Here is a 20,515-nt window from a genome sequence, read left to right as displayed (position 1 = left end):
CCTTACCGATGTACACCCTGTGGCCCTGCCCCAGTCCGGACGGCGGGACCGCAGAAGAAATGATGCTGGGCCACGATCGTGGTCGGCAGTCACGCCTGCTTATCATCGCGCCGCTATTTGATGAACATAACAAGTTTCGGCGGCAAATATCTGAAATGATGCGATTGCTTGACGAATTGGGCGTCGATTGCTTCTGCCCGGACCTGCCGGCCTGCAACGAAAGCCTTGCGGCGCAAGATCGTCAGACGCTGGCCGGTTGGAGGATGGCGGTGGCCGCAGCGGCTGCCCATGTCCGCGCGACCCATGCGCTGGCGTTGCGATCCGGGTGCTGGCTGGTGCCCCGTGATCTGCAGGGCTGGCTTTACGCCCCCACGCAGCCCGCCGGCGTGCTTCGGTCGATGCTTCGCGCCCGTATCCTTGCCGCGAAGGAAGCCGGTCACGTCGAACGGGCCGAAATTCTCATCGAGCAAGGCCTGGACAGCGGGATTGAACTTGCCGGCTGGAAACTGGGTGCACAGCTCGTGGCGGAACTGAGCACATCGTCGTTTTCACCCGAGGGGGTCCAGATCGTGATCGATCACGAATCGATAGGCGGTTCCCCTCTTTGGCTGCGGGCGGAAAACGGTTTCGATCCGGCCCAGGCGCACCCCCTTGCCAATCTGGTAGCCGCTGGGATCGAACACGCATGAGCCGGATGCCACTGGCCTTCGAATGTCAGGGCAAGCGCCTCGGCGCCACTCTCGATACGGCGCCCGGCTCCACCGGCCTTCTGCTGGTGAGCGGGGGCAACGAAACTCGCGCCGGTGCCTTCAACGGCCAATCGCGCCTGGCAGCCGACATTGCCGCAGCCGGTTTCCCGGTGTTCCGCTTCGACCGCAGGGGCGTCGGCGACAGCGAAGGGGAAAACAGGGAATTTCGTAATTCCAGCAGAGATATAGCAGCGGCTCTTGACGCCTTTCGCGCGATTTCCCCCCAGGTGCAGCGGGTGGTGGGATTCGGAAATTGCGATGCTGCGTCCGCGCTCATGCTTGCCAGAGGGGCTGGCTGCGATGCGCTGATCCTGAGCAATCCGTGGACCCTGGACGAAATTGCCACGAATGGAGCCCCTGCCGCCGCCACACCCGCATCCCTTCGTGCCCGCTATCGGCGCAAACTGGCGGATCCGGGCGAAATCTGGCGCCTGCTCACCGGCCGTGTCGACATTAAGAAGCTGGCACGCGGCATGGCCCAAGCGGCAAGACCGGAAACGAGCCACTCTGCCCTGGCGAGCGAGATGAAAGCGGGGCTGGACGGCTTTTCCGGTCCTGTAACCATCCTTCTGGCAGGCCGGGACCGAACCGCACAGATATTCGCGGAACGGTGGGACGCATCCGATGGCCGGATCGCCCGATGCGAAGATGCCAGTCACGCCTATGTCGAGCCGCACGCACGCATATGGCTGCGCGAGCGCATACTTGGCGCCCTGAAGGGCTAGCGCGTAAAGTAGCTGGTCAGTTCAACGTGCGTCGACCAGCGGAACTGCCCAACCGGGCGCAGTTTCTCGAGCCGGAATCCGGCATCCACCAGGGTCTTCGCATCGCGGGCCCAACTGGCAGGATTGCAGCTGATATAGGCAATCCGCGACGCCGTGCTGGCCGCGATTTGCGCGATCTGCTCGCGCGCACCGGCACGGGGAGGATCGAGCAAGAGGCCATCGAACCGCGATGCCTCCTCCGCCTGAAGTGGGTTGCGGAAAAGATCACGATGCAGCGTCAGAACCGGAAGTCCGCGCATGTTTGCGGCTGCCTTGCACGCAAGATGCGCATCGCGTGCGGCCTCGACCGCCAGGACTTTGGCCGGGTTGGCCAGCGCGAAGGCAAAAGTCCCGAGTCCGGAAAACAGGTCCGCCACGGTTGCCGCATCACCCAGAAACGCCTGAGCATCCTTGGCCAACACCGCTTCGCCATCGCGCGTCGGCTGGAGGAAGGCGCCGTGTGGGTATCCCACGGGAACAGCGCCCAGCGATACGGTCACCGGCTGCGGTTCCCAGACCGTCTCCGGGCCATATCCACTATCGAGGGAAAGGCGCGCCAGACCGTTGTCGCGGGCGAAATCCAGCATCGCTTCCGTCGCCGCAAGACCATCAGCCTCGATCCCTTTCACCGTGCAATCGATACCCTGTTCCGTTTCGGTCAGGACGATATCGACCGGCTGACGTCCGCCGAAGGCCGCCACGAGTGCGCGGAGCGGCGCGACAAGGTCGAAGATGGCGGGAACAAGGATATGGCATTCGCGCATGTCGACGATGCGATGCGACTTGGCCTCGCGGAAGCCGACAGCGGCACTTTTGCCTGACCGAAGCGCATGAAGAGTGGCCCTGCGGCGCGATCTTGCCGGGGACAGATGCGTGGCGAGAACGTCAGCAGCAGCCAGCCCCTGCCCTTCGGCAGCGTGCAGCACGCGATCGGTGACGAATTGCCCCAACGCCTCTTCGTCCGCGTATTGAAGCTGGCAACCACCGCATTTGCCGAAATGCCGACACGGCGGCGCGACATGGTGCGGCCCCGGCGTCAGAATTCCTTCGGCATCCACCTCGTCGCCGGGTACGCTGCCCGCGACATGGCGACCCGACGCGGTGACACCATCACCCTTGGCGGCAATGCGCAGTATCGTCTCCGAACCGCTCACAGGAATGCCGCCACGGCGGGTTTGACGCAGTGGGCAAGATCGCCCGCGGTGAACGCGGGGCCGGCAAGGCGCGCGGCTTCGTGGTGGAGCCAGACGCCTTCCTCGCAGGCGCGAAGCGGGTTGCCGTGAACCGCCAGTCGTGACGCCACGATACCGGCAAGCACATCACCCGTTCCTGCAACCGAGAGCCAGCTGGAACCGCGGGGGAAAAACCGCACGGCGTTATCTCCTGTCAAAATTGTATCCGGCCCCTTTGCCAACACCGTCATACCTGTTGCTTCATGCAAACCCCGCGCCCTGCCCAGCTTGCCCTGCACCGTGACGCCAAACGCATCGCACAGAGCGGCCAGTTCGCCTTCGTGAGGGGTGAGGCAAAGGGCGGCGGCGTTGCAGCCCTCAAGCATATCGGGATCGAGCAAGTGCAGCGCATCGGCATCGAGCACGCTCGGTCTACCCGTTTCGAGCGCTGCGGCGAGGCGGCTCCGGGCCGTATCGTCACGGCCCAGACCCGGGCCGATCAGGTTTGCCGCAATGCGGTCATCGCCAAGCCTGCCCGCCAATTGGCCAGCTTCGATCACGAGATCCGCAGGCGCATCGGGATGCGAATGGTCGCTCAACAGTTTCACGTATCCAGCGCCCGCCCGCATCGCCGCTTGTGCAGCCAGCAGAGGCGCGCCGGGCATCAAGCCTGCAACCACCGCAAGAAGCCCACGCCGATATTTGTGCGATCCCGCCTGGGGCATCGCGAGAAACGGACGAGTGGAAAGCTGCGGCGAATCTAGATCGACATCAAGGCCGATGTCCACGAGGCGCATGGCGCCCATTATCGCCGATGACGGCATCAGGAAATGGGCCGATTTCCAAGCGCCCAATGCCAGGGTCAGATCGTATTGCGGTGCCGGGCCAAGCAAGCGGCCAGTGTCGCATTCCACGCAGCTTGGAACGTCTATCGCTATTTTGAAACAGGTGCTTAACGTCAGTTCCTGGAGTATTTTCGCGAATTCGCCCTCGACTTCCCGATCGAGCCCATACCCGAAAAGGCAGTCCACGATCACCGGATCGTCCAGTTCGCCTGTTTCGGCCGTAGCGCCGTGAAAGTGCGATCGCGCGGTGCGCGCTGTCTCGCTTTTCGGTTCGACTGGCGCGATGACGCGCACTGCGTTGCCGCGTTTGCGAAGGCATTCGGCAATGACATAACCGTCTCCGCCATTGTTGCCGGGGCCGCAAAGGACGGTAACCGCCCTTCCGGCGGCGACACGCGCAACCCAGTCGGCCGCGCCCTTGCCTGCGCGCTGCATCAATTCCCATTCGCTGATGCCCGCGTCCATCGCTGAACGTTCAGCGCCGCGCATCACTTCGACTGTCAGAACAGCGTTAGTCATCGTCACGGTCCGGCCAGCGATAACGATCGTTCTCCACCGCGGTGACCGACTGTCCCTCCATCGTTTCCGAACGTGCCCGCGCCGAGCCATCAGCCGACGCGAAACCGCTGGCCGTGTCAGCCAGGACGAAACGGCGAAAGCCGCCGTCGGGATGTTGCACCACCCAAACCGGCCCGGAAACCGACGAGATTTGCGTCAATGTGCATACGGGTGCGAACTCGGCAGCACCATCGAGCGCACATTCGACAGGCTCCCCGCCCTGATCCGAAATCGGCGGCGATTTCGGCTGGTCCCCGCACCCGATCAGCAGCAAACCCGCTGCAGCTGGCGGCATCCATCTTGGCAAGGCGGCAATCGTGACCATCCCCGCGCGGCTGCCACGCTCCGGCGCCGGGGGCAAGCTTTCAGCGGCGCTTGATCTGCGAAACGTCGCGAATGGCCCCGCGCGCAGCAGACGTTGTCATCGCCGCATATGCTTCCAACGCTTGCGAAATCTTGCGTTCACGCGGCTTTGCCGGAGTCCATGCGTTCTCGCCCAAGGCGTCCATTGCGCGGCGGCGTTCGGTCAGAACACTGTCTTCAACGTCCAGCGTGATCGTTCGGTTTGGAATATCGATGGAGATCCTGTCGCCATCCTGCACGAGCGCGATTTCGCCGCCTTCCGCCGCTTCGGGTGAAACGTGCCCGATCGAAAGGCCCGACGTGCCGCCCGAAAACCGCCCGTCGGTCAGCAGCGCGCATGCCGCGCCAAGCCCTTTGGATTTCAGATAGCTGGTCGGGTAAAGCATTTCCTGCATTCCTGGGCCACCGCGCGGCCCTTCGTATCTGATCACAACCACGTCGCCTTCGACGACCTGCCCGGTAAGGATGGCTGTCACCGCATCGTCCTGGCTTTCATAAACCTTTGCCGGGCCGGAAAAACGCAGGATACTCTCATCGACACCTGCTGTTTTGACGATGCAGCCGTCACGCGCGATATTTCCCGAAAGCACCGCAAGACCGCCATCCTTGCTGAAGGCGTGCTCGGCGCTGCGGATCACGCCGTTCTCGCGGTCGATATCCAGGTTTTCCCATCGGCGCGATTGGCTGAACGCGGTTTGCGTGGGCACCCCGCCCGGTGCTGCGGAGAAAAATTCGCGGACCTTGTTGTTCTTGGTACGGCCTATGTCCCAATCGTCCAGCGCGTCGGCCATCGTCGGAGAATGCACGGTAGGCAAGGCCGTGTGCAGCAGCCCCGCTTTCTCCAGTTCGCCAAGGATCGACATGATCCCGCCCGCGCGGTGAACGTCTTCCATGTGCACATCGCTCTTCGCCGGGGCCACCTTGGAAAGACACGGCACTTTGCGGCTCAGCCGGTCGATGTCCTCCATGGTGAAATCGACACCGGCTTCGTGAGCGGCGGCCAGCAAGTGGAGCACGGTGTTGGTCGATCCGCCCATAGCGATATCGAGGCTCATCGCGTTCTCGAAGGCTTCGAAGCTGGCGATGGTGCGTGGAAGGACGCTGGTATCATCCTCCTCGTAATACCGCCGCGCCAGTGTGACCACCAGGCGGCCCGCCCGCTCGAACAGGCCCTTGCGGTCCGAATGTGTCGCCAGGGTGGAGCCATTGCCCGGCAGCGAAAGGCCCAGCGCCTCGGTAAGGCAGTTCATCGAATTGGCCGTGAACATGCCCGAACAACTGCCGCATGTGGGGCACGCCGCACGTTCGATATCGGTAACTTCCTCGTCGGTATAGCTTTCGTCCGCAGCGGCTACCATTGCATCGACGAGATCGAGGGCGACCTCTTTGCCCTTGAGCACGACCTTGCCCGCTTCCATCGGGCCACCGGAAACGAACACCGCGGGTATGTTGATCCGCAGGGCCGCCATCAGCATTCCCGGCGTGATCTTGTCGCAATTGGAAATGCACACCATCGCGTCGGCGCAATGGGCGTTGACCATATATTCGACGCTGTCGGCGATCAGGTCGCGGCTGGGCAGCGAATAGAGCATCCCATCATGCCCCATCGCAATGCCATCATCGACTGCTATCGTGTTGAATTCCTTGGCCACACCGCCCGCAGCCTCGACCTGGCGAGCGACAAGCTGGCCGAGATCCTTCAGGTGCACATGGCCAGGCACGAACTGGGTGAAGCTGTTGACGATGGCGATGATCGGCTTGCCGAAATCTTCGTCCTTCATGCCGGTGGCACGCCACAATCCGCGCGCACCCGCCATGTTGCGGCCGTGGGTGGTGGTGCGGGAACGATAGGCGGGCATGGCAGGTATCTCCGTGTGGAAACGTGTTCCTAGCAGAGAGAAGCGCACACGCTAACGCCTGATCGGGGCGAGATTTATCCGCCCGCGCCAAAGTGTGGCTTTAGACCTCCAGCGCCACGCGCCCCAGCACGTCGGCCAGCATGACCGCCCAGCGGGCCTGGCCTGCCTTCGTATCGATCTGGTCCTGGCGCATTTCCACCGTGCAATAGGGGATATTCTGCGCTTCGGCGTGCCGGTCCATGGTGGCGTTCAGCTGCTTGCCCGAATACGGTTGGTTGTCCCCCACCGTCAGCCCCTGTTCGCCAAACAGGCGAATGGCGTGGCGCGCAGCCGTGTCGTCCTGATTGTAGAGCAAGGACACTTCCCAGGGACGGGCTTCGTCGCTGGTGGCAAGTCGAGGCGTAAAACTGTGCAGCGCAATGATCATGCGCGGACGCGTTTCGGCGATGAAGGCAGCCAGCGCGTCATGGTATGGCCGATGGAAGAGATCGAGGCGTTCTTCCACGTCGGCACCGATGTTGCCGGGGATCAGGTGGCCGTCACTGGTGGTCGGAACCGCTGCCGGATCGTCTTCGGTGCGATGGAAATCGCAGACCAGGCGGCTGACCGTGGCAATGTGCGCCGGTATCCCGTGGCTCCGCGCCAGGCGATCCGCGACGCCTTCAACCCCGATGTCGACCGCGATGTGATTGCCGAGAAGCGACCGGTCGATGCCCAGCTCGATACCTTCGGGAACGTGGTTGGAGGCGTGATCGGCAACACAAACCAGACCGCCCGGTCGCATCGTGTCCAAGCCGACCTGGCGGTATGGAAGCCCGTTGATCATCGCAAAGTCCCCTGCATTTGCCACCAGCCGGGATGATCGGTCGCAATTTGCGACGCAGCTTTCGCCAGCGCTTCGTGACTGTCGTAAAGCGCGAAACACGTTGCGCCGGAGCCAGACATACGGGCGAGAAAGGGGGATGTTCCGCGCAGCGCCGCCAGCACACCGGCGATTGGCGGGCACAGGGCGATGGCCGGCCCTTCGAGGTCGTTGCGCCCTTCGATTGTCATTGCCCGCACATCGCCGGACGGCAGCGCGCCACGGTCGATACCGTCCCAAGCCTTAAACACCGGCCCCGTGGACAGAGGCGTGCGCGGATTGACCAGCAATACGGCTGTTCCGGCAAGACTGTCATCGGCAGGTTGGAGCCGGGTGCCCGTCCCGCGCCCGATACAGGTGCGACTTTCGACGCACGCCGGAACATCGGCACCGAGCGCTGCGGCGCGTGCGTGCCAATCATCGGGCAAACCAGCCAATTCCCGCACAATCCGGAACACCGCCCCTGCATCGGCCGATCCGCCGCCAAGACCGGCCGCCACCGGCAGGTTCTTCTCAAGGGTGATCGAAACGCCACCCACACGCGGCAACTTGCCCAAGGCCCTGGCCACCAGATTGTCGAGAGGATTGTCGATCCCGCCGGCGAACTCGCCCGTTACCAGGACGCTGTCCTGTTCGGCGTCTGTAGCAGACAGGACATCCCCCCGATCGACAAAGGCGAACACGGTTTCCAAATCGTGATAGCCATCCTCGCGCCGCATGCGGACATGCAGGGCGAGGTTGATCTTGGCGTATGCGGTTTCGGTAAGCGCCACTCAGGCGTCACATGTTGGGGTAATTGGGTCCGCCGCCACCTTCTGGCGTCGTCCATTCGATGTTCTGGTTCGGATCCTTGATATCGCACGTCTTGCAGTGGACGCAGTTCTGCGAATTGATCTGGAACCTTGGTGTCCCGTCGTCCGCTTCGAGCCATTCATAGACACCAGCCGGGCAATAGCGGGTCGACGGACCGGCAAAGACGCCCAATTCGCTTTCACGCTGAAGCTCGCGGTCGCAAACCTTGAGGTGGACCGGCTGATCCTCGGCATGGTTGGTGTAGCTGAAGCTTACGTTGGTCAGCCGGTCGAAGCTGAGCTTCCCGTCGGGCTTGGGGTACTCGATCGGGGCGAACAGGTCCGCCCGTTCCAGCATTTCGTAATCGCGGTGGTGCTTCATCGTGATCGGCAGGCCGATCTTGAGCGTCCGCATCCACATGTCGATACCGGCCAGCACCGTACCCAGGTCCTCGCCATATTTGGCAACGGCCGGCTGGGCGTTCTTCACCTTCTTGAGTTCATCGGCGATCCAGCTGGAGCGCACGGCAGCGTCATAGCCCATCTCCTCGGTATGCTCGCGCCCATCCGCGATGGCTGCGGCAAGCGTCTCTGCCGCGAGCATCCCGCTCTTCATCGCGGTATGGCTGCCCTTGATCCGCGGGACATTCACAAACCCTGCCGCACACCCGATCAGCGCGCCACCGGGGAACGCAAGTTTGGGTACGCTTTGCCAGCCGCCTTCGTTGATGACGCGGGCTCCATAGGCCACACGCTTGCCACCTTCGAGAATCGCGGCGATTTCCGGATGGTGCTTCCATCGCTGGAATTCCTGATAGGGCGACACGTATGGATTGCGATAATCCAGCGCGGTTACGAAGCCGAGCGCAACCTGGCCATTGGACTGATGGTAAAGGAAACCACCGCCCCACGTGCCGGATTCCGACAGCGGCCAGCCTTGCGTGTGGATGACGCGCCCCTGTTCGTGCCTGGCGGGATCGATGTCCCACAATTCCTTGATGCCCAGGCCGTAAACCTGCGGCTCGCAATTGGCCTCCAGGTCGTACCTGGCTTTCATCTTCTTGGTCAGATTGCCGCGCGCACCTTCGGCGAACAGGGTGTACTTGGCGTGGATTTCCATGCCCGGCTGGTAATCGCCCTTCTGCGACCCGTCCTCGGCAATACCCATGTCCTGCGTGACAACGCCCGTCACCGCGCCGTTATCGTCGAACAGCACTTCGGCGGCGGGGAAGCCGGGGAACACCATGACCCCCAGTTCTTCGGCCTTTTCGGCAAGCCAGCGGCACAGATTGCCCAGCGAACCGGTGTAATTGCCGTCGTTGGACAGGAACGGCGGCATGATGAGGTGCGGCATATCGGACTTGCCGGTTGCCGAAAGCACCCAGTGCAAATTGTCGGTCACGGGTGTTTCCGCCATCGGGCAATCCATGTCGCGCCAATCGGGCAAGAGCTCGTCCAACGCCTTGGGGTCGACGACCGCACCGGAAAGGATGTGGGCACCGATTTCGCTGCCCTTTTCGAGCACGACGACCTCGATATCCTCGTTGATCTGTTTCAGACGGATCGCCGCGCCGAGGCCGGCCACGCCCCCGCCAATGATCACTACGTCGCAGGGCATCGATTCGCGTTCGCTCATTTCACTCTCTTTTCGTCGCGTATTCGGTGTGCAATGCCTTGATTGCTGGGGCCGATGAGGTCAAGACCTTGGCCTTGGCGATGTTGCAGTCAGATTCCCCCGATATGCGCGATTTTGCGCCCCTCGACGGCCTGGATTCCGCCATCGACTGGTGGCGCGAGGCTGGTGTCGACTGCGACTTTTCCGATGAAGCGACCGATTGGCTGGCCAAGGCGGAACCCGCTGAAGCCGTAACGGCTGCGCCCCCACCCATTGTCCAGCCACCTGCCAGGCCCAGCCCGCTCGAACGCGCGCTCGCCCAGGGCGACGGCGTGCGCATCGGCGGGGATCGGGGCGAATGGCCCGACAGCCTGGAAAAATTTCGCGAATGGTGGATGACCGAACCTTCCCTCGCCGATGGCTCGTTGGACCGGCGCCTGCCGCCGCGCGGCGTTGCCGGCGCCCGGTTGATGGTTCTCGTCGGCCAACCCGAAGGCGATGACGACGAAGGCCTTCTGACGGGCGGCGCCGGGCGCCTGCTTTCCGCAATGCTCAAGGCGATGGGCGTGGCGGATCATGAAGTCTACCTGTCCAGCACGCTGCCAGCACCGATGGCGCTTCCCGACTGGGCCGACCTGTCGCAGCGCGGACTTGGCGATGTTGTCCGGCATCACCTTGAACTTGCCGCCCCGCAGCGGGTGCTTGCGATCGGAAGGTCACAGCTCGAATTATTCGGGTTTTCCCCCGATCAGGCGCGCGAACCGCTGACGCTCGATTGCGGCACCCGGCGCTTCCCCCTGCTCGCGGCGCCCGATTTTTCCCAACTTGCCCGTTCCGCCCCGCGGCGCGAACGGTTCTGGAACCGCTGGCTCGAATGGACCCGATGACCCTCAGGATCGCACCGACATTTGCTGCACTGGCGGTAGGCCTGGTGGCAACGCCTCTCGCCGCGCAGAACGGCAGCGTCGAATACTTTACCCGCTCGCACGCTCAGGCCCTGCCCCAACTGCTTTCGGGTGACGACAGGCTGTATTACGGGTCACTCTTCGAAGCGATCGACACCACCAATTGGGACCGGGTCGAAAATCTGCTGATCCAGCGTAACGACGGACCGCTGCATGGAGCAGCGCTGGCCCGGTATTACCTGCACCCGGGCAGTCCGCGCATACCTTTGGAACGCGTCGAAGACTGGCTGTCACGCTACAGCCGGTTGCCCGAAGCGGCAGATATCGTCCGCCTGGGCCAGACACGCGGCCTTGCGTCGGCCCCCAACCTCCCGCGCGAGCGCGGCCTTACCCGCCAACCGGGAATTACCAAGCGCCTGCGGCCATCATCGGTTGACGATGGAACCATGCCGCGCAGCGTCAGCGACGCCATCCTTGAACGGATCAGCAACGACGATCCCGACGGGGCGCGGCTGCTGCTCGACGGGGTGGATGCGACCCTGTCCAGCGCCGCACGTGCCGAATGGCGCCAGCGCGTGGCGTGGAGCTACTACATCGAAAACCGCGACCCGGAAGCCTGGGCGCTCGCAGAAACCGTCCGCAGCGGCGGCAGTGGCTCGTGGGTTGCCGAAGGCGATTGGGTTGCCGGGCTTGCCGCCTGGCGGATCGGTGATTGCGAAAACTCCGGCAACGCGTTTATCCGCAGCGCATCGGCAGCGGGTAATCCCGAACTGGTTTCCGCGTCGCATTATTGGGCCAGCCGCGCGCTGATCCGCTGCCGGGAGCCGGAAAAGGCCGCCGAACAATTGCGCGGTGCGGCCCGCTATCCCGAAACGCTCTATGGAATGATCGCCTACGAGCAACTCGGACGCAAATTGCCCAACGATCATACCCTCCCCGACCTGAGCGAGCAGGACTGGCGCAAGCTGGACGATATCCAGGCCGTACGGCAGGCCGTGATGCTGGCGGAAGTGGGCAGGCGCGAAGAGGCGGATGAAACGCTGCGGTGGCTGGCCCGCACGGGCGATCCGGACGATTATGGCGCGCTGTCGCGCCTCGCGCGTGCGCTGGGGCTTACCTCCACTCAGACCTTCATGGCGTACAACGCCCCATCCGGCACCCGGTCCGACCCAAGCCTACGCTTTCCCGTGACATTCCGGCAGCCCATCGGTGGCTGGCGGATCGATCCGGCACTTGCGTTTGCCCATGCCCTGCAGGAATCCAACTTTCGCGAAGGCGTTGTCAGCCCGGCAGGCGCCATCGGCCTGATGCAGATCATGCCGATCACCCGGCGCGAATACGCAGCGTCGATAAACCTCAGCTCGTCAGCCGATCTCAAGGACCCCGCCGTCAATCTGGCCTTCGGTCAGCGCACGCTGGAATCGCTCGGCAACGCGCGATACACGCAGGGCAAGCTGCCAAAGGTCATGGCCGCTTACAACGCAGGCCCAACCCCGGTTGCCCGGTGGGAAGGCGAAGTGCGCGATCAGGACGATCCCCTGCTCTACATGGAATCCATCCCCTATTGGGAAACACGCGGCTACGTCGCCATCGTGATGCGCAATTACTGGATGTATCTTCGACAGGCCGATGCCCCTGCTCCGAGCCGGGTCGACCTGGCGGAAAACGACTGGCCGCTGTTCCCCAAGGCGAGATGACATGGCGATCGACGAAACCCGCGTTTTCAAGCCGGTCCGCATCGCGCTTCTGACGATATCGGATAGCCGCACACCGGCGGACGACACGTCGGGCGACATTCTGGCAAGCCGCATAGAAGGTGCAGGACACACCCTCGCGACCCGCGAAATCAGCCGCGACAGCGTCGAGGAAATTGCCGCGCATCTGCACCGCTGGATCGATGACGAAACCATCGATTGCATCGTCACGACCGGTGGGACCGGCCTGACGGGCCGCGATGTCACGCCAGAAGCGCTCGATCGTATCAAGAGCAAGGACATCCCCGGCTTCGGCGAACTCTTTCGCGCGATCAGCGTGCAAACCATAGGAACGAGCGCAATCCAGAGCCGCGCATGCGCCGTACTGGCGCGGGGCACGTATATCTTCGCGCTGCCCGGATCGAACGGCGCGGTCAAAGACGGGTGGGATGGCATCCTTGCCGAACAGCTCGACAGCCGGAACCGGCCCTGCAACTTCGTCGATCTGATGCCCAGATTACGCGAACGCTAACCCCTGTTCCCGAATCAATGTTCCATGTATGTTCTCATGCATGGAACGGCGAATCGAACCTGGCGTCAACGGACGCGGCGCCCAATCGGCGGCCGTTCCAACGCGTTTTGGCCTGGCCACGCGCGAAAGGGATGGCGATTGGCGCGATTACATGGAGCAGCTTGACGGCCCGCCGGTAAAACTGCGCACACATGTGACCGAGGAACGTCCGCGGACGATCCTGAGCTTCAACCAGTCGCCCGACATCTTCTTCGACCGTTCGATCAACGCCTATCGGGGCTGCGAGCACGGCTGCGTCTATTGCTTTGCGCGCCCTACCCATGCCTATCACGATCTTTCACCGGGTCTCGATTTCGAAACCCGGCTGTTCGCCAAGCCAAACGCTGCCGAATTGCTCCGCGCCACCCTGGCCAAGCCGAAGTACCGGCCCAAACCGATCGCGATGGGGACCAACACAGATCCCTACCAGCCGATCGAGGACCGCTATCGCATTACCCGCAGCGTCCTGGAGGTGTGCCTCGATGCGCGCCATCCGGTCACGATCACGACCAAATCAGATCGGGTGCTGGCCGATCTCGACCTTCTTCGTGAGATGGCAGAACGGCGCCTTGTGGCTGTGGCCATTTCCGTTACCAGCCTCGATCCCAAACTTTCCGGCAAACTCGAACCGCGGGCAGCTTCTCCTGCCAAGCGCCTGTCCACTCTGGGGAAACTGGCAGATGCCGGAATTCCCACGCATTGTTCCGTGGCCCCGGTCATTCCGGCCATCACCGACGAATTCATGGAAGAAATCGTTCAGCGCGCCGCCGCTGTTGGCACCGATAGCGTGGGCTGGATTCCGCTGCGCCTACCGCACGAGGTTGCCCCGCTGTTTCGCGAATGGCTGAGCGTCCATTATCCCGAGCGGGGGGACAAGGTGATGAGCATCGTTCGGTCCATTCGCGGCGGGAAGGACAACGATCCTGACTTCTTCACCCGCCTGAAGCCCAGCGGCGTCTGGGCAGACCTGTTTCGCGCCCGCTTCCGGCTCGCCTGCAGGCGGTCGGGACTGGGCAAGGCCAAGTTCGAGCTGGACTGCACGCAATTCCGACCGCCTGCCATTGGCGGGCAGATGCGTCTGCTATGACGATACGGATTGGCCGGGCGTGATATGGGCAATGACGTGCCGGACGGTTCGATAGAGCATGGTTACGGTAGAGGAGAGCAAAGCGACCACCATCACCGTGAGAGCGAACAGCCCTTCGTAAAGGCGCGGATACCAGTTTTCAGGCATGTCATCGAACTCCCCGACCGGGAAGACGAGGACGAGGAGCAGGATGAGGCTCGCCATGAGCGATGCGGTTGCCAGCTTCGCGATGCTGTCGATATTTATATAGACCTGGTCTGAAAAATCCTGGTCCGCCCGCCTGACCATTCCGATCAGTGTCAGCATCAGCGCAAGCGTGGTTGCCGAAGCGGTAGCCCCGGCCGAACCGAGGTATAGCCCGGACCGCCCCAGCGATTCGAGCAGGACGATCGCTTCGCCCGAACTGTAGATGTTGCCGATTGCCTGACGCGCGGCGTAACCGAACAGGCAAATTCCCGTGAACACAGCCAGCGACCAATACCAGTTCCTCAAAGCCTTCTCCCTCGTTAGCTGAACTAACCAAGGGGAACGGCGAAAGGTCCGAAAAACCGCTGTGGCCGCAGCTTACCCAAACTCTCCGCCCGCGGCGCCCGGTTTGAACCGGATCAGGCGGCTGTCGATCAAGGCGGCAGTGCGGTTGACCACAGCCAGCTGGTATTCAGGATCCTTGATCATCTCGAAAAAGGCACCGCTGTTGGGATACTGCGCCACGAAGCCATCATGCCAACCCCTGTCATCCGGCCCTGTCACCATGGCCTGGAATGCGCCACGCCAGATGATCTCGCCCCCGACACGGCGAAAGATCGGTCCGCTCGTCTTGCCATATTCCTCGTATGCGCGCCGCCCGCTCCATCCTTTCCCGGCATGGTCGTGGCCATCGGGATACTGCGCGTCTTCGCGGTAGAGAAGAAGGTTGAGCATGTGGATCGGCTCGTCACGAGGAAGGTCCTTGAAGGCCTGAAAATTGGCCGGACTGGGATCGATGTAACGGGTTGTCATGCGCGTTTCCTCATATTTGCACTTCGTGGGTCTCGCCGCTGCCGATCCCTTCCAGGGTCCAGTCCCCGACCTGCCAACGGACAAGCCGCAAGGTCGGTAATCCGACCGCGGCGGTCATCCGGCGAACCTGCCGATTGCGCCCTTCGGTAATGGTCAGCGAAATCCAGCAGTCGGGCACGCTTTTTCGGAAACGCACGGGAGGGTCCCGGTCCCACAGTGCCGGCGGCTCGATCGCTTCCACCTTGGCCGGTGCTGTCTTTCCGTCCTTCAGTTCGACTCCGCGCCGCAGCCTGTCGATCGCCTCGTCGTCCGCCATTCCTTCGACCTGTGCGAGATAGGTCTTGGGCATCTTGTAACGCGGTTCGGCGATGCGCGATTGCAACCGCCCGTCATCGGTCAGCAGCAGCAACCCTTCGCTATCCTTGTCGAGCCGTCCGGCGGCATAGACACCCGGCACATCGACAAGATGCGCCAGCGTGTCCCTTTCGCCGTCCTTTCCGCCGGTGAACTGCGAAAGGACGCCGAACGGCTTGTTGAGCAGGATCAGCCGGCTCACGCCCGATCAATCCGCCAGCGTGTAATCGTTGAACCGTTCGCGCAGGTCCTTCTTGCTGATCTTGCCGGTTGCGGTGTGCGGGATATCGTCCACGAACTCGACCGCGTCGGGCAGCCACCATTTGGCGACCTTGTCCGCGAGGTAGGTGGTGATGTCGTCGGCGGTGCACTCGGCACCTTCGTTTCTCACGACGAACAGGACCGGCCGTTCATCCCACTTCGGGTGCGGCATTCCGATGCACGCCGCTTCGGCGACAGCAGGATGGCCGACCGCCGCGTTCTCAAGCTCGACCGAGCTGATCCATTCGCCGCCGGACTTGATCACATCCTTCGTCCGGTCGGTCAGCTGGAGCGTACCGTCGGGATGGATCATGCCGACATCGCCGGTATCGAACCATCCATCCTTCGTCACGGCATCGTGCTCCGCCTTGAAATACCGCTTGACCACCCAGGGGCCGCGGATCTGCAACGCACCCGATGCCACGCCATCGCGCGGCAGTTCCTTCGTCGGATCGTCGAGGTCCACGATCCGCAACTGCACGCCGAAGATCGGTCGCCCCTGCTTCATGGTCATGGCGACCTTTTCATCGAAGCTGAGCTTGTCCCAATCGTGCGTCGGACCGCCGACCGTGCCGATGGGCGACGTTTCCGTCATGCCCCAGGCGTGCTGGACGCGGGTGCCGTTCTTCATCAACCGTTCGATCATGAACTTGGGCGCGGCAGAACCGCCAATCGTTGCCGCGCGCAGCGGAGGAAGGTCGATCCCTTCCTTGTCGCAATACTGGAAGTGCGCGAGCCATACGGTCGGCACGCCCGCGCTGTCGGTCACGCCTTCGCGCAGCATCAGTTCGTGCAGCACCGCCGGATCGTTCACGGCGGAGAACACGAACTTGATACCCGCCATCGCGCCCGAATAGGGCAGGCCCCAGCTTGCCGCATGGAACATCGGCACCACAGGCAACATGACGCTGGATGCGCTGAAGTTGAACGTGCTCGGCTGCAGGCCGGCCAACGCGTGAAGCACGGTGGACCGGTGTTCGTACTGTACGCCCTTGGGATTGCCCGTGGTTCCGCTGGTGTAACAGATCATGCACGGATCGCGTTCGTCGCCCGCGACCCACTCAAAGTCGCCGTCCTGTGCGCCGATCCAGTCTTCGAAAGCAGGGGAATGTTCGCCCGAATCGAAGCAGATATAATGTTCGACCGTGGTCCACCGCTCGCGCATCCTGTCGACGATGGGCTGGAACGCCGCATCGTAGATCATCACGCGATCTTCCGCGTGATTGACGATATATTCGAGCTGGTCGTCGAACAGGCGCGGATTCACGGTGTGGAGAACCCCGCCCATACCGGCAACGCCGTACCAGCTGACGAGATGGCGCGAGTGGTTCATCGCCATGCTGGCAACCTTGTCACCCTTGCCAAGACCGAGTGCAAGGAGCGCCTGCGCCATCTTGCGCGCGTCGCGCCCGATTTCAGCCCAGTTGGTCCGCGTTTCACTGCCGTCGGCCCAGCGGGTCACGATCTCGCGGGAGCCCGCTTCACGCGCCGCGTGATCGACCACATTGGTCACACGCATGGACCAGTCCTGCATCGCTCCGAGTTGCATAGTCTCTCCTCACCCTAAGTGGCCCGCTACGGGCGCTAGTTCAGGCGACGAGACGCAGGTGCCCTGCCCCCCGCCGCGCGGTTAGCTGCACCTTGGCAAGCCCTGGGACACTTGCCAAGCGTTCGGCGAGTTCGCCGTCGATATTGAAATCGCGGCCCAAGACGGCAACCGGCGGAGTTTCGGCACCGGTATGCAGGGTGGCATGCACTTCGTCCTTGCCGACACCGCCTGTTCCCAGTTCCGCCGCCAACGCCAGCAGAGCCGATTCGTCCGATACATTCAGGGTCAGCAACATGGGCGTGGAACCGCGGACCTCGGCAAGCGGAACGGCGCCGCGCACAGTTATGCGCGGGGGCTCGTCCGGGCTTGGGCTGTCGAGTTCCACGGACAGTTTCACGCATGTCTGGCTGTCCGCCCATTCGATGAACCGTTCGACCAGCGATTCTTCGAAACACGCGGCGCTGAACTGACCCGAACTGTCCGAGAAATCGGCGCGCACGAACGGCTTGCCGCGCCGCGTGGTGCCCTTGTTCACTTTTTCCACCATGGCCGCCATCACCGCGCTGGCGCGGCCGCCCGGAGGCGCCCCGCCCGTCATCAACGAGGCATAGGATCGTGCGCCTTGCGCGCTGGCGACTGTCCGCCACGCCTCGACCGGGTGTTCTGCAAAATAAAAGCCGAAATTGTCCTTTTCACGTGCCATCTGTTCGGCACGGCTCCACGGCTCGACCTCTTTCAGGCGCAGCGTGTCTTCTGCGGATTCCTCGCCGCCAAACAGGGCCGCCTGGCCGCTCGACCGCTCGCGCTCTGCGGCATCGGCAACAGCCAGCAGCAGGTCGGCGTTCTCGAACACCTTCGCCCGATTCGGTTCGAACGCGTCGAGCGCACCGGCACTGGCCAGGGCTTCCAGCTGGCGCGAATTCATCGAGCCTTTCGGCAGGCGTTCGAACAGGTCCTGCAAACTGTCGAACGGGCCCGAAACCTCGCGTTCCTCGACAATCGCTTCCATCGCGCGTTCGCCCACGTTGCGAAGCCCGGCCAAGGCATAGCGCACGGCATATCCATCGTCGGTCTGCTCGACCGTGTATTCGGCTTCCGAATGGTTGATGGACGGCGGCAGCACGGCAATGCCGCTGCGCCGGGCATCGTCGACAAACGCGGCAAGTTTTTCCGACTGGTGCATGTCGAAGCACATCGAGGCGGCGTAGAATTCTTCCGGGTAATGCGCCTTGAGCCAGGCCGTCTGATAAGCCAGCAACGCATAGGCCGCGGCGTGCGATTTGTTGAAACCGTAGCCGGCGAACTTGTCGATCAAATCGAACAGTTCGTTGGCCTGCCTGGCATCGATGGCCGACACGGATTTGCAGCCTTCGACAAACCGCTGGCGCTGATCGTCCATTTCCTTCTGGACTTTCTTGCCCATCGCGCGGCGCAGCAGATCGGCATCGCCCAGCGAGTATCCGGCAAGGATCTGTGCCGCCTGCATGACCTGTTCCTGGTACACGAAAATACCGTAGGTTTCGGCCAGGATGCCTTCCAGCTTGGCGTGTGGATATTCAATCGGCACTTCGCCGGCCTTGCGTTTCCCGAACAGGGGAATGTTGTCCATCGGTCCCGGACGGTACAGCGATACGAGCGCGATGATATCGCCGAAATTCGTCGGTTTCACGGCCGTCAGCGTCCGCCGCATACCTTCCGATTCCAGCTGGAACACACCCACAGTGTTGCCGGCCTTCATCAGTTCGTAGACCTTGGGATCGTCGAGCGGGAGCTGGGACAGGTCGATGGCGATTTCCCGCCTCGCCAGGAGATCGATCGCCTTCTTGAGGACCGACAGCGTCTTCAGGCCGAGGAAATCGAATTTCACCAGCCCGCTGCTTTCGACATTCTTCATGTCGTACTGGGTTACCGGCATGTCCGATCGCGGATCGCGGTAGAGCGGAACCAGTTGAGCCAGTGGCCGGTCCCCGATCACCACGCCTGCCGCGTGGGTCGAACTGTTGCGCGGAAAACCTTCCAGCTGCATCGCCAGATCGACGAGACGCTTTACCTGGTTGTCGTTATCGTATTCGCGCTTGAAATCCGCCGCCCCGTTCAGCGTGCGCGGGAGGGTCCATGGATCGGTCGGATGGTTCGGGACCATCTTGCACAACCGGTCGACATGCCCGTAGCTCATCTGGAGGATGCGGCCCGTATCACGCAGCACGGCACGGGCCTTGAGTTTGCCGAAGGTGATGATCTGGGCAACGTGATCGTGCCCGTATTTCTGCTGGACGTAACGGATCACTTCGCCGCGGCGCGTTTCGCAGAAATCGATGTCGAAGTCAGGCATCGAAACGCGTTCGGGATTGAGGAAGCGTTCGAACAGCAAGCCCAGCTGGATCGGGTCGAGATCGGTGATCGTCAACGCCCAGGCCACCAGGCTGCCAGCGCCCGAACCACGCCCCGGACCGACCGGGATGTCGTGATCCTTTGCCCACTTGATAAAGTCCGCAACGATCAGGAAGTAACCGGGAAAACCCATCTGGTTGATGATGCCGACTTCGAAATCGAGCCGGTCGAAATAGACCTTGCGTTCGTCTTCCGACATTTCGCCATAGGGCACGAGCCGTGCCTCGAGACCCAACCGTGCATCGGACTCCAGCATCCGCGCCTCGCCCTCCAGATCGCCCGCCAGGCTCGGCAGGATCGGATCGCGATAGGGCGGCGCAAAGGCACACCGCTGGGCGATGACCAGGGTGTTTTCGACCGCCTCCGGCAGATCGGCGAACGCCTCGTCCATCATGTGATAGGTCTTCACATAACTTTCGGGGTTGGAACGCACCCGGTCTTCGGCATCGACGTGGGTGGAACCGGCAATGCACAGCATGGCATCGTGCGCCTTGTGCATATGGGGTTCGGCGTAATTGGCGGGGTTGGTGGCAACCAGCGGCAGGTCGCGGGCATAGGCAAGGTCGATCAGGGCCGCTTCGGCGCGTTCCTCCACACCGTCGCCCCGGCGAGACAGCTCGATATACAGGCGCTGGGGAAACAAGGCCTGCAGACGGTCCAGCATCGCTTCGCCGTGCGACCGCTGACCTTCGGCCAGAAGGCGCGTTACCGCCCCTTCGCTGGCACCGGTCAGGCAGATAAGGCCATCGGTACGCCCTTGAAGGTCATCCATCCGCACATGCGGTTCGAATTCCAGCGGCCGATCCAGATGCGCGCGTGATACAAGATGGCAAAGATTGTCGTACCCGGTGTCGTCCTGCGCGTAGAGCGGCAGATAATCGACCAGCCGGCCTTCTTCATCGCGTGCGATGCCGAGCAAGGCGCCGACAATGGGTTGCACCCCTTCGGCCTTGCAGGCGTTGGCGAACATGACCGCGCCATACAGGCCGTTACGGTCCGCGATCGCGATTGCCGGAAAGCCGCGTTCCTTCGCCAGCTTGGCCATGGCCTTGGGATCGATTGCCCCTTCGAGCATCGAATAGGCGGACAGGACACGCAGCGGAACGAACGGTTTGAAAGGCATTCT

At 62.7% G+C, this 20,515-nt stretch carries 18 protein-coding genes; 6 read left to right on the top strand and 12 right to left on the bottom strand.

Features of this window, described 5'->3' with window-relative positions; all coding sequences use genetic code 11:
* Positions 1-155: 155 nt before the first annotated feature.
* Together VR863_RS04660 and VR863_RS04655 are read left to right on the top strand one after the other, a co-directional pair.
* Complete coding sequence (locus VR863_RS04660; RefSeq protein WP_324827262.1) at positions 156-689, top strand: hypothetical protein; 534 nt, start codon at positions 156-158, stop codon at positions 687-689.
* Positions 686-1,474, top strand: a complete 789-nt coding sequence (locus VR863_RS04655; protein WP_324827261.1) for a hydrolase 1, exosortase A system-associated — start codon at positions 686-688, stop codon at positions 1,472-1,474. Before VR863_RS04660 ends, VR863_RS04655 begins: the two co-directional genes overlap by 4 nt.
* On the opposite strand, the gene VR863_RS04650 is transcribed toward VR863_RS04655, so the two are convergent.
* The 7 genes from VR863_RS04650 to VR863_RS04620 form a co-directional block, all read right to left on the bottom strand.
* Positions 1,471-2,667, bottom strand: coding sequence for a class I SAM-dependent RNA methyltransferase (locus VR863_RS04650; RefSeq protein ID WP_324827260.1), 1,197 nt, complete (start codon positions 2,665-2,667; stop codon positions 1,471-1,473). The two genes, VR863_RS04655 and VR863_RS04650, sit on opposite strands and share 4 nt — an antisense overlap.
* A complete protein-coding gene (locus VR863_RS04645) occupies positions 2,664-4,049 on the bottom strand; it encodes an NAD(P)H-hydrate epimerase (protein WP_324827259.1) in 1,386 nt (461 codons plus the stop codon). Before VR863_RS04645 ends, VR863_RS04650 begins: the two co-directional genes overlap by 4 nt.
* The gene (locus VR863_RS04640) at positions 4,042-4,413 is read right to left on the bottom strand and encodes a hypothetical protein (protein ID WP_324827258.1); all 372 of its coding nucleotides are present in this window, start codon (positions 4,411-4,413) and stop codon (positions 4,042-4,044) included. Before VR863_RS04640 ends, VR863_RS04645 begins: the two co-directional genes overlap by 8 nt.
* A 40-nt stretch (positions 4,414-4,453) precedes the next feature.
* Positions 4,454-6,310 (bottom strand): dihydroxy-acid dehydratase, encoded by a 1,857-nt coding sequence (ilvD, locus tag VR863_RS04635; RefSeq protein WP_324827257.1) that lies wholly within the window; start codon positions 6,308-6,310, stop codon positions 4,454-4,456.
* 100 nt (positions 6,311-6,410) lie between these two features.
* Complete coding sequence (locus VR863_RS04630; RefSeq protein ID WP_324827256.1) at positions 6,411-7,136, bottom strand: N-formylglutamate amidohydrolase; 726 nt, start codon at positions 7,134-7,136, stop codon at positions 6,411-6,413.
* Complete coding sequence (locus VR863_RS04625) at positions 7,133-7,945, bottom strand: 4-(cytidine 5'-diphospho)-2-C-methyl-D-erythritol kinase (protein WP_324827255.1); 813 nt, start codon at positions 7,943-7,945, stop codon at positions 7,133-7,135. Before VR863_RS04625 ends, VR863_RS04630 begins: the two co-directional genes overlap by 4 nt.
* 7 nt (positions 7,946-7,952) lie before the next feature.
* On the bottom strand, positions 7,953-9,599 hold the full coding sequence (locus VR863_RS04620; protein ID WP_324827254.1) for an electron transfer flavoprotein-ubiquinone oxidoreductase: 1,647 nt from the start codon (positions 9,597-9,599) through the stop codon (positions 7,953-7,955).
* A gap of 104 nt (positions 9,600-9,703) precedes the next feature.
* Between VR863_RS04620 and VR863_RS04615 the strand changes: the two genes are divergently transcribed.
* From VR863_RS04615 to VR863_RS04600, 4 genes are read left to right on the top strand one after another with little or no spacing between them, the layout of a single operon-like run.
* Positions 9,704-10,465, top strand: a complete 762-nt coding sequence (locus tag VR863_RS04615) for a hypothetical protein (RefSeq protein WP_324827253.1) — start codon at positions 9,704-9,706, stop codon at positions 10,463-10,465.
* Entirely contained in the window at positions 10,462-12,180 is a 1,719-nt protein-coding gene (locus VR863_RS04610; RefSeq protein ID WP_324827252.1) for a lytic transglycosylase domain-containing protein, read from the top strand. The genes VR863_RS04615 and VR863_RS04610 overlap by 4 nt, the downstream gene beginning before the upstream one ends.
* Position 12,181: 1 nt before the next feature.
* Entirely contained in the window at positions 12,182-12,709 is a 528-nt protein-coding gene (gene moaB, locus VR863_RS04605; protein WP_324827251.1) for a molybdenum cofactor biosynthesis protein B, read from the top strand.
* Positions 12,710-12,749: 40 nt separating this feature from the next.
* Complete coding sequence (locus tag VR863_RS04600; protein ID WP_324827250.1) at positions 12,750-13,835, top strand: PA0069 family radical SAM protein; 1,086 nt, start codon at positions 12,750-12,752, stop codon at positions 13,833-13,835.
* On the opposite strand, the gene VR863_RS04595 is transcribed toward VR863_RS04600, so the two are convergent.
* From VR863_RS04595 to dnaE, 5 genes are all read right to left on the bottom strand, one after another.
* A complete protein-coding gene (locus VR863_RS04595) occupies positions 13,830-14,327 on the bottom strand; it encodes a hypothetical protein (protein WP_324827249.1) in 498 nt (165 codons plus the stop codon). The two genes, VR863_RS04600 and VR863_RS04595, sit on opposite strands and share 6 nt — an antisense overlap.
* Before the next feature lie 72 nt (positions 14,328-14,399).
* A complete protein-coding gene (locus VR863_RS04590) occupies positions 14,400-14,834 on the bottom strand; it encodes a DUF1330 domain-containing protein (protein WP_324827248.1) in 435 nt (144 codons plus the stop codon).
* A 10-nt stretch (positions 14,835-14,844) separates the two neighbouring features.
* Complete coding sequence (locus tag VR863_RS04585; RefSeq protein ID WP_324827247.1) at positions 14,845-15,390, bottom strand: pseudouridine synthase; 546 nt, start codon at positions 15,388-15,390, stop codon at positions 14,845-14,847.
* A 6-nt stretch (positions 15,391-15,396) separates the two neighbouring features.
* Positions 15,397-16,998, bottom strand: coding sequence for a long-chain fatty acid--CoA ligase (locus VR863_RS04580; protein ID WP_324827246.1), 1,602 nt, complete (start codon positions 16,996-16,998; stop codon positions 15,397-15,399).
* Between the two features lie 40 nt (positions 16,999-17,038).
* On the bottom strand, positions 17,039-20,512 hold the full coding sequence (gene dnaE, locus VR863_RS04575) for a DNA polymerase III subunit alpha (RefSeq protein ID WP_324827245.1): 3,474 nt from the start codon (positions 20,510-20,512) through the stop codon (positions 17,039-17,041).
* Between the last annotated feature and the right edge of the window lie 3 nt (positions 20,513-20,515).

The organism is Qipengyuania zhejiangensis, assembly GCF_035607565.1.
In the GTDB taxonomy this organism is placed as follows: domain Bacteria; phylum Pseudomonadota; class Alphaproteobacteria; order Sphingomonadales; family Sphingomonadaceae; genus Qipengyuania; species Qipengyuania zhejiangensis.
This window is presented reverse-complemented; position numbering and strand designations above follow the sequence as displayed.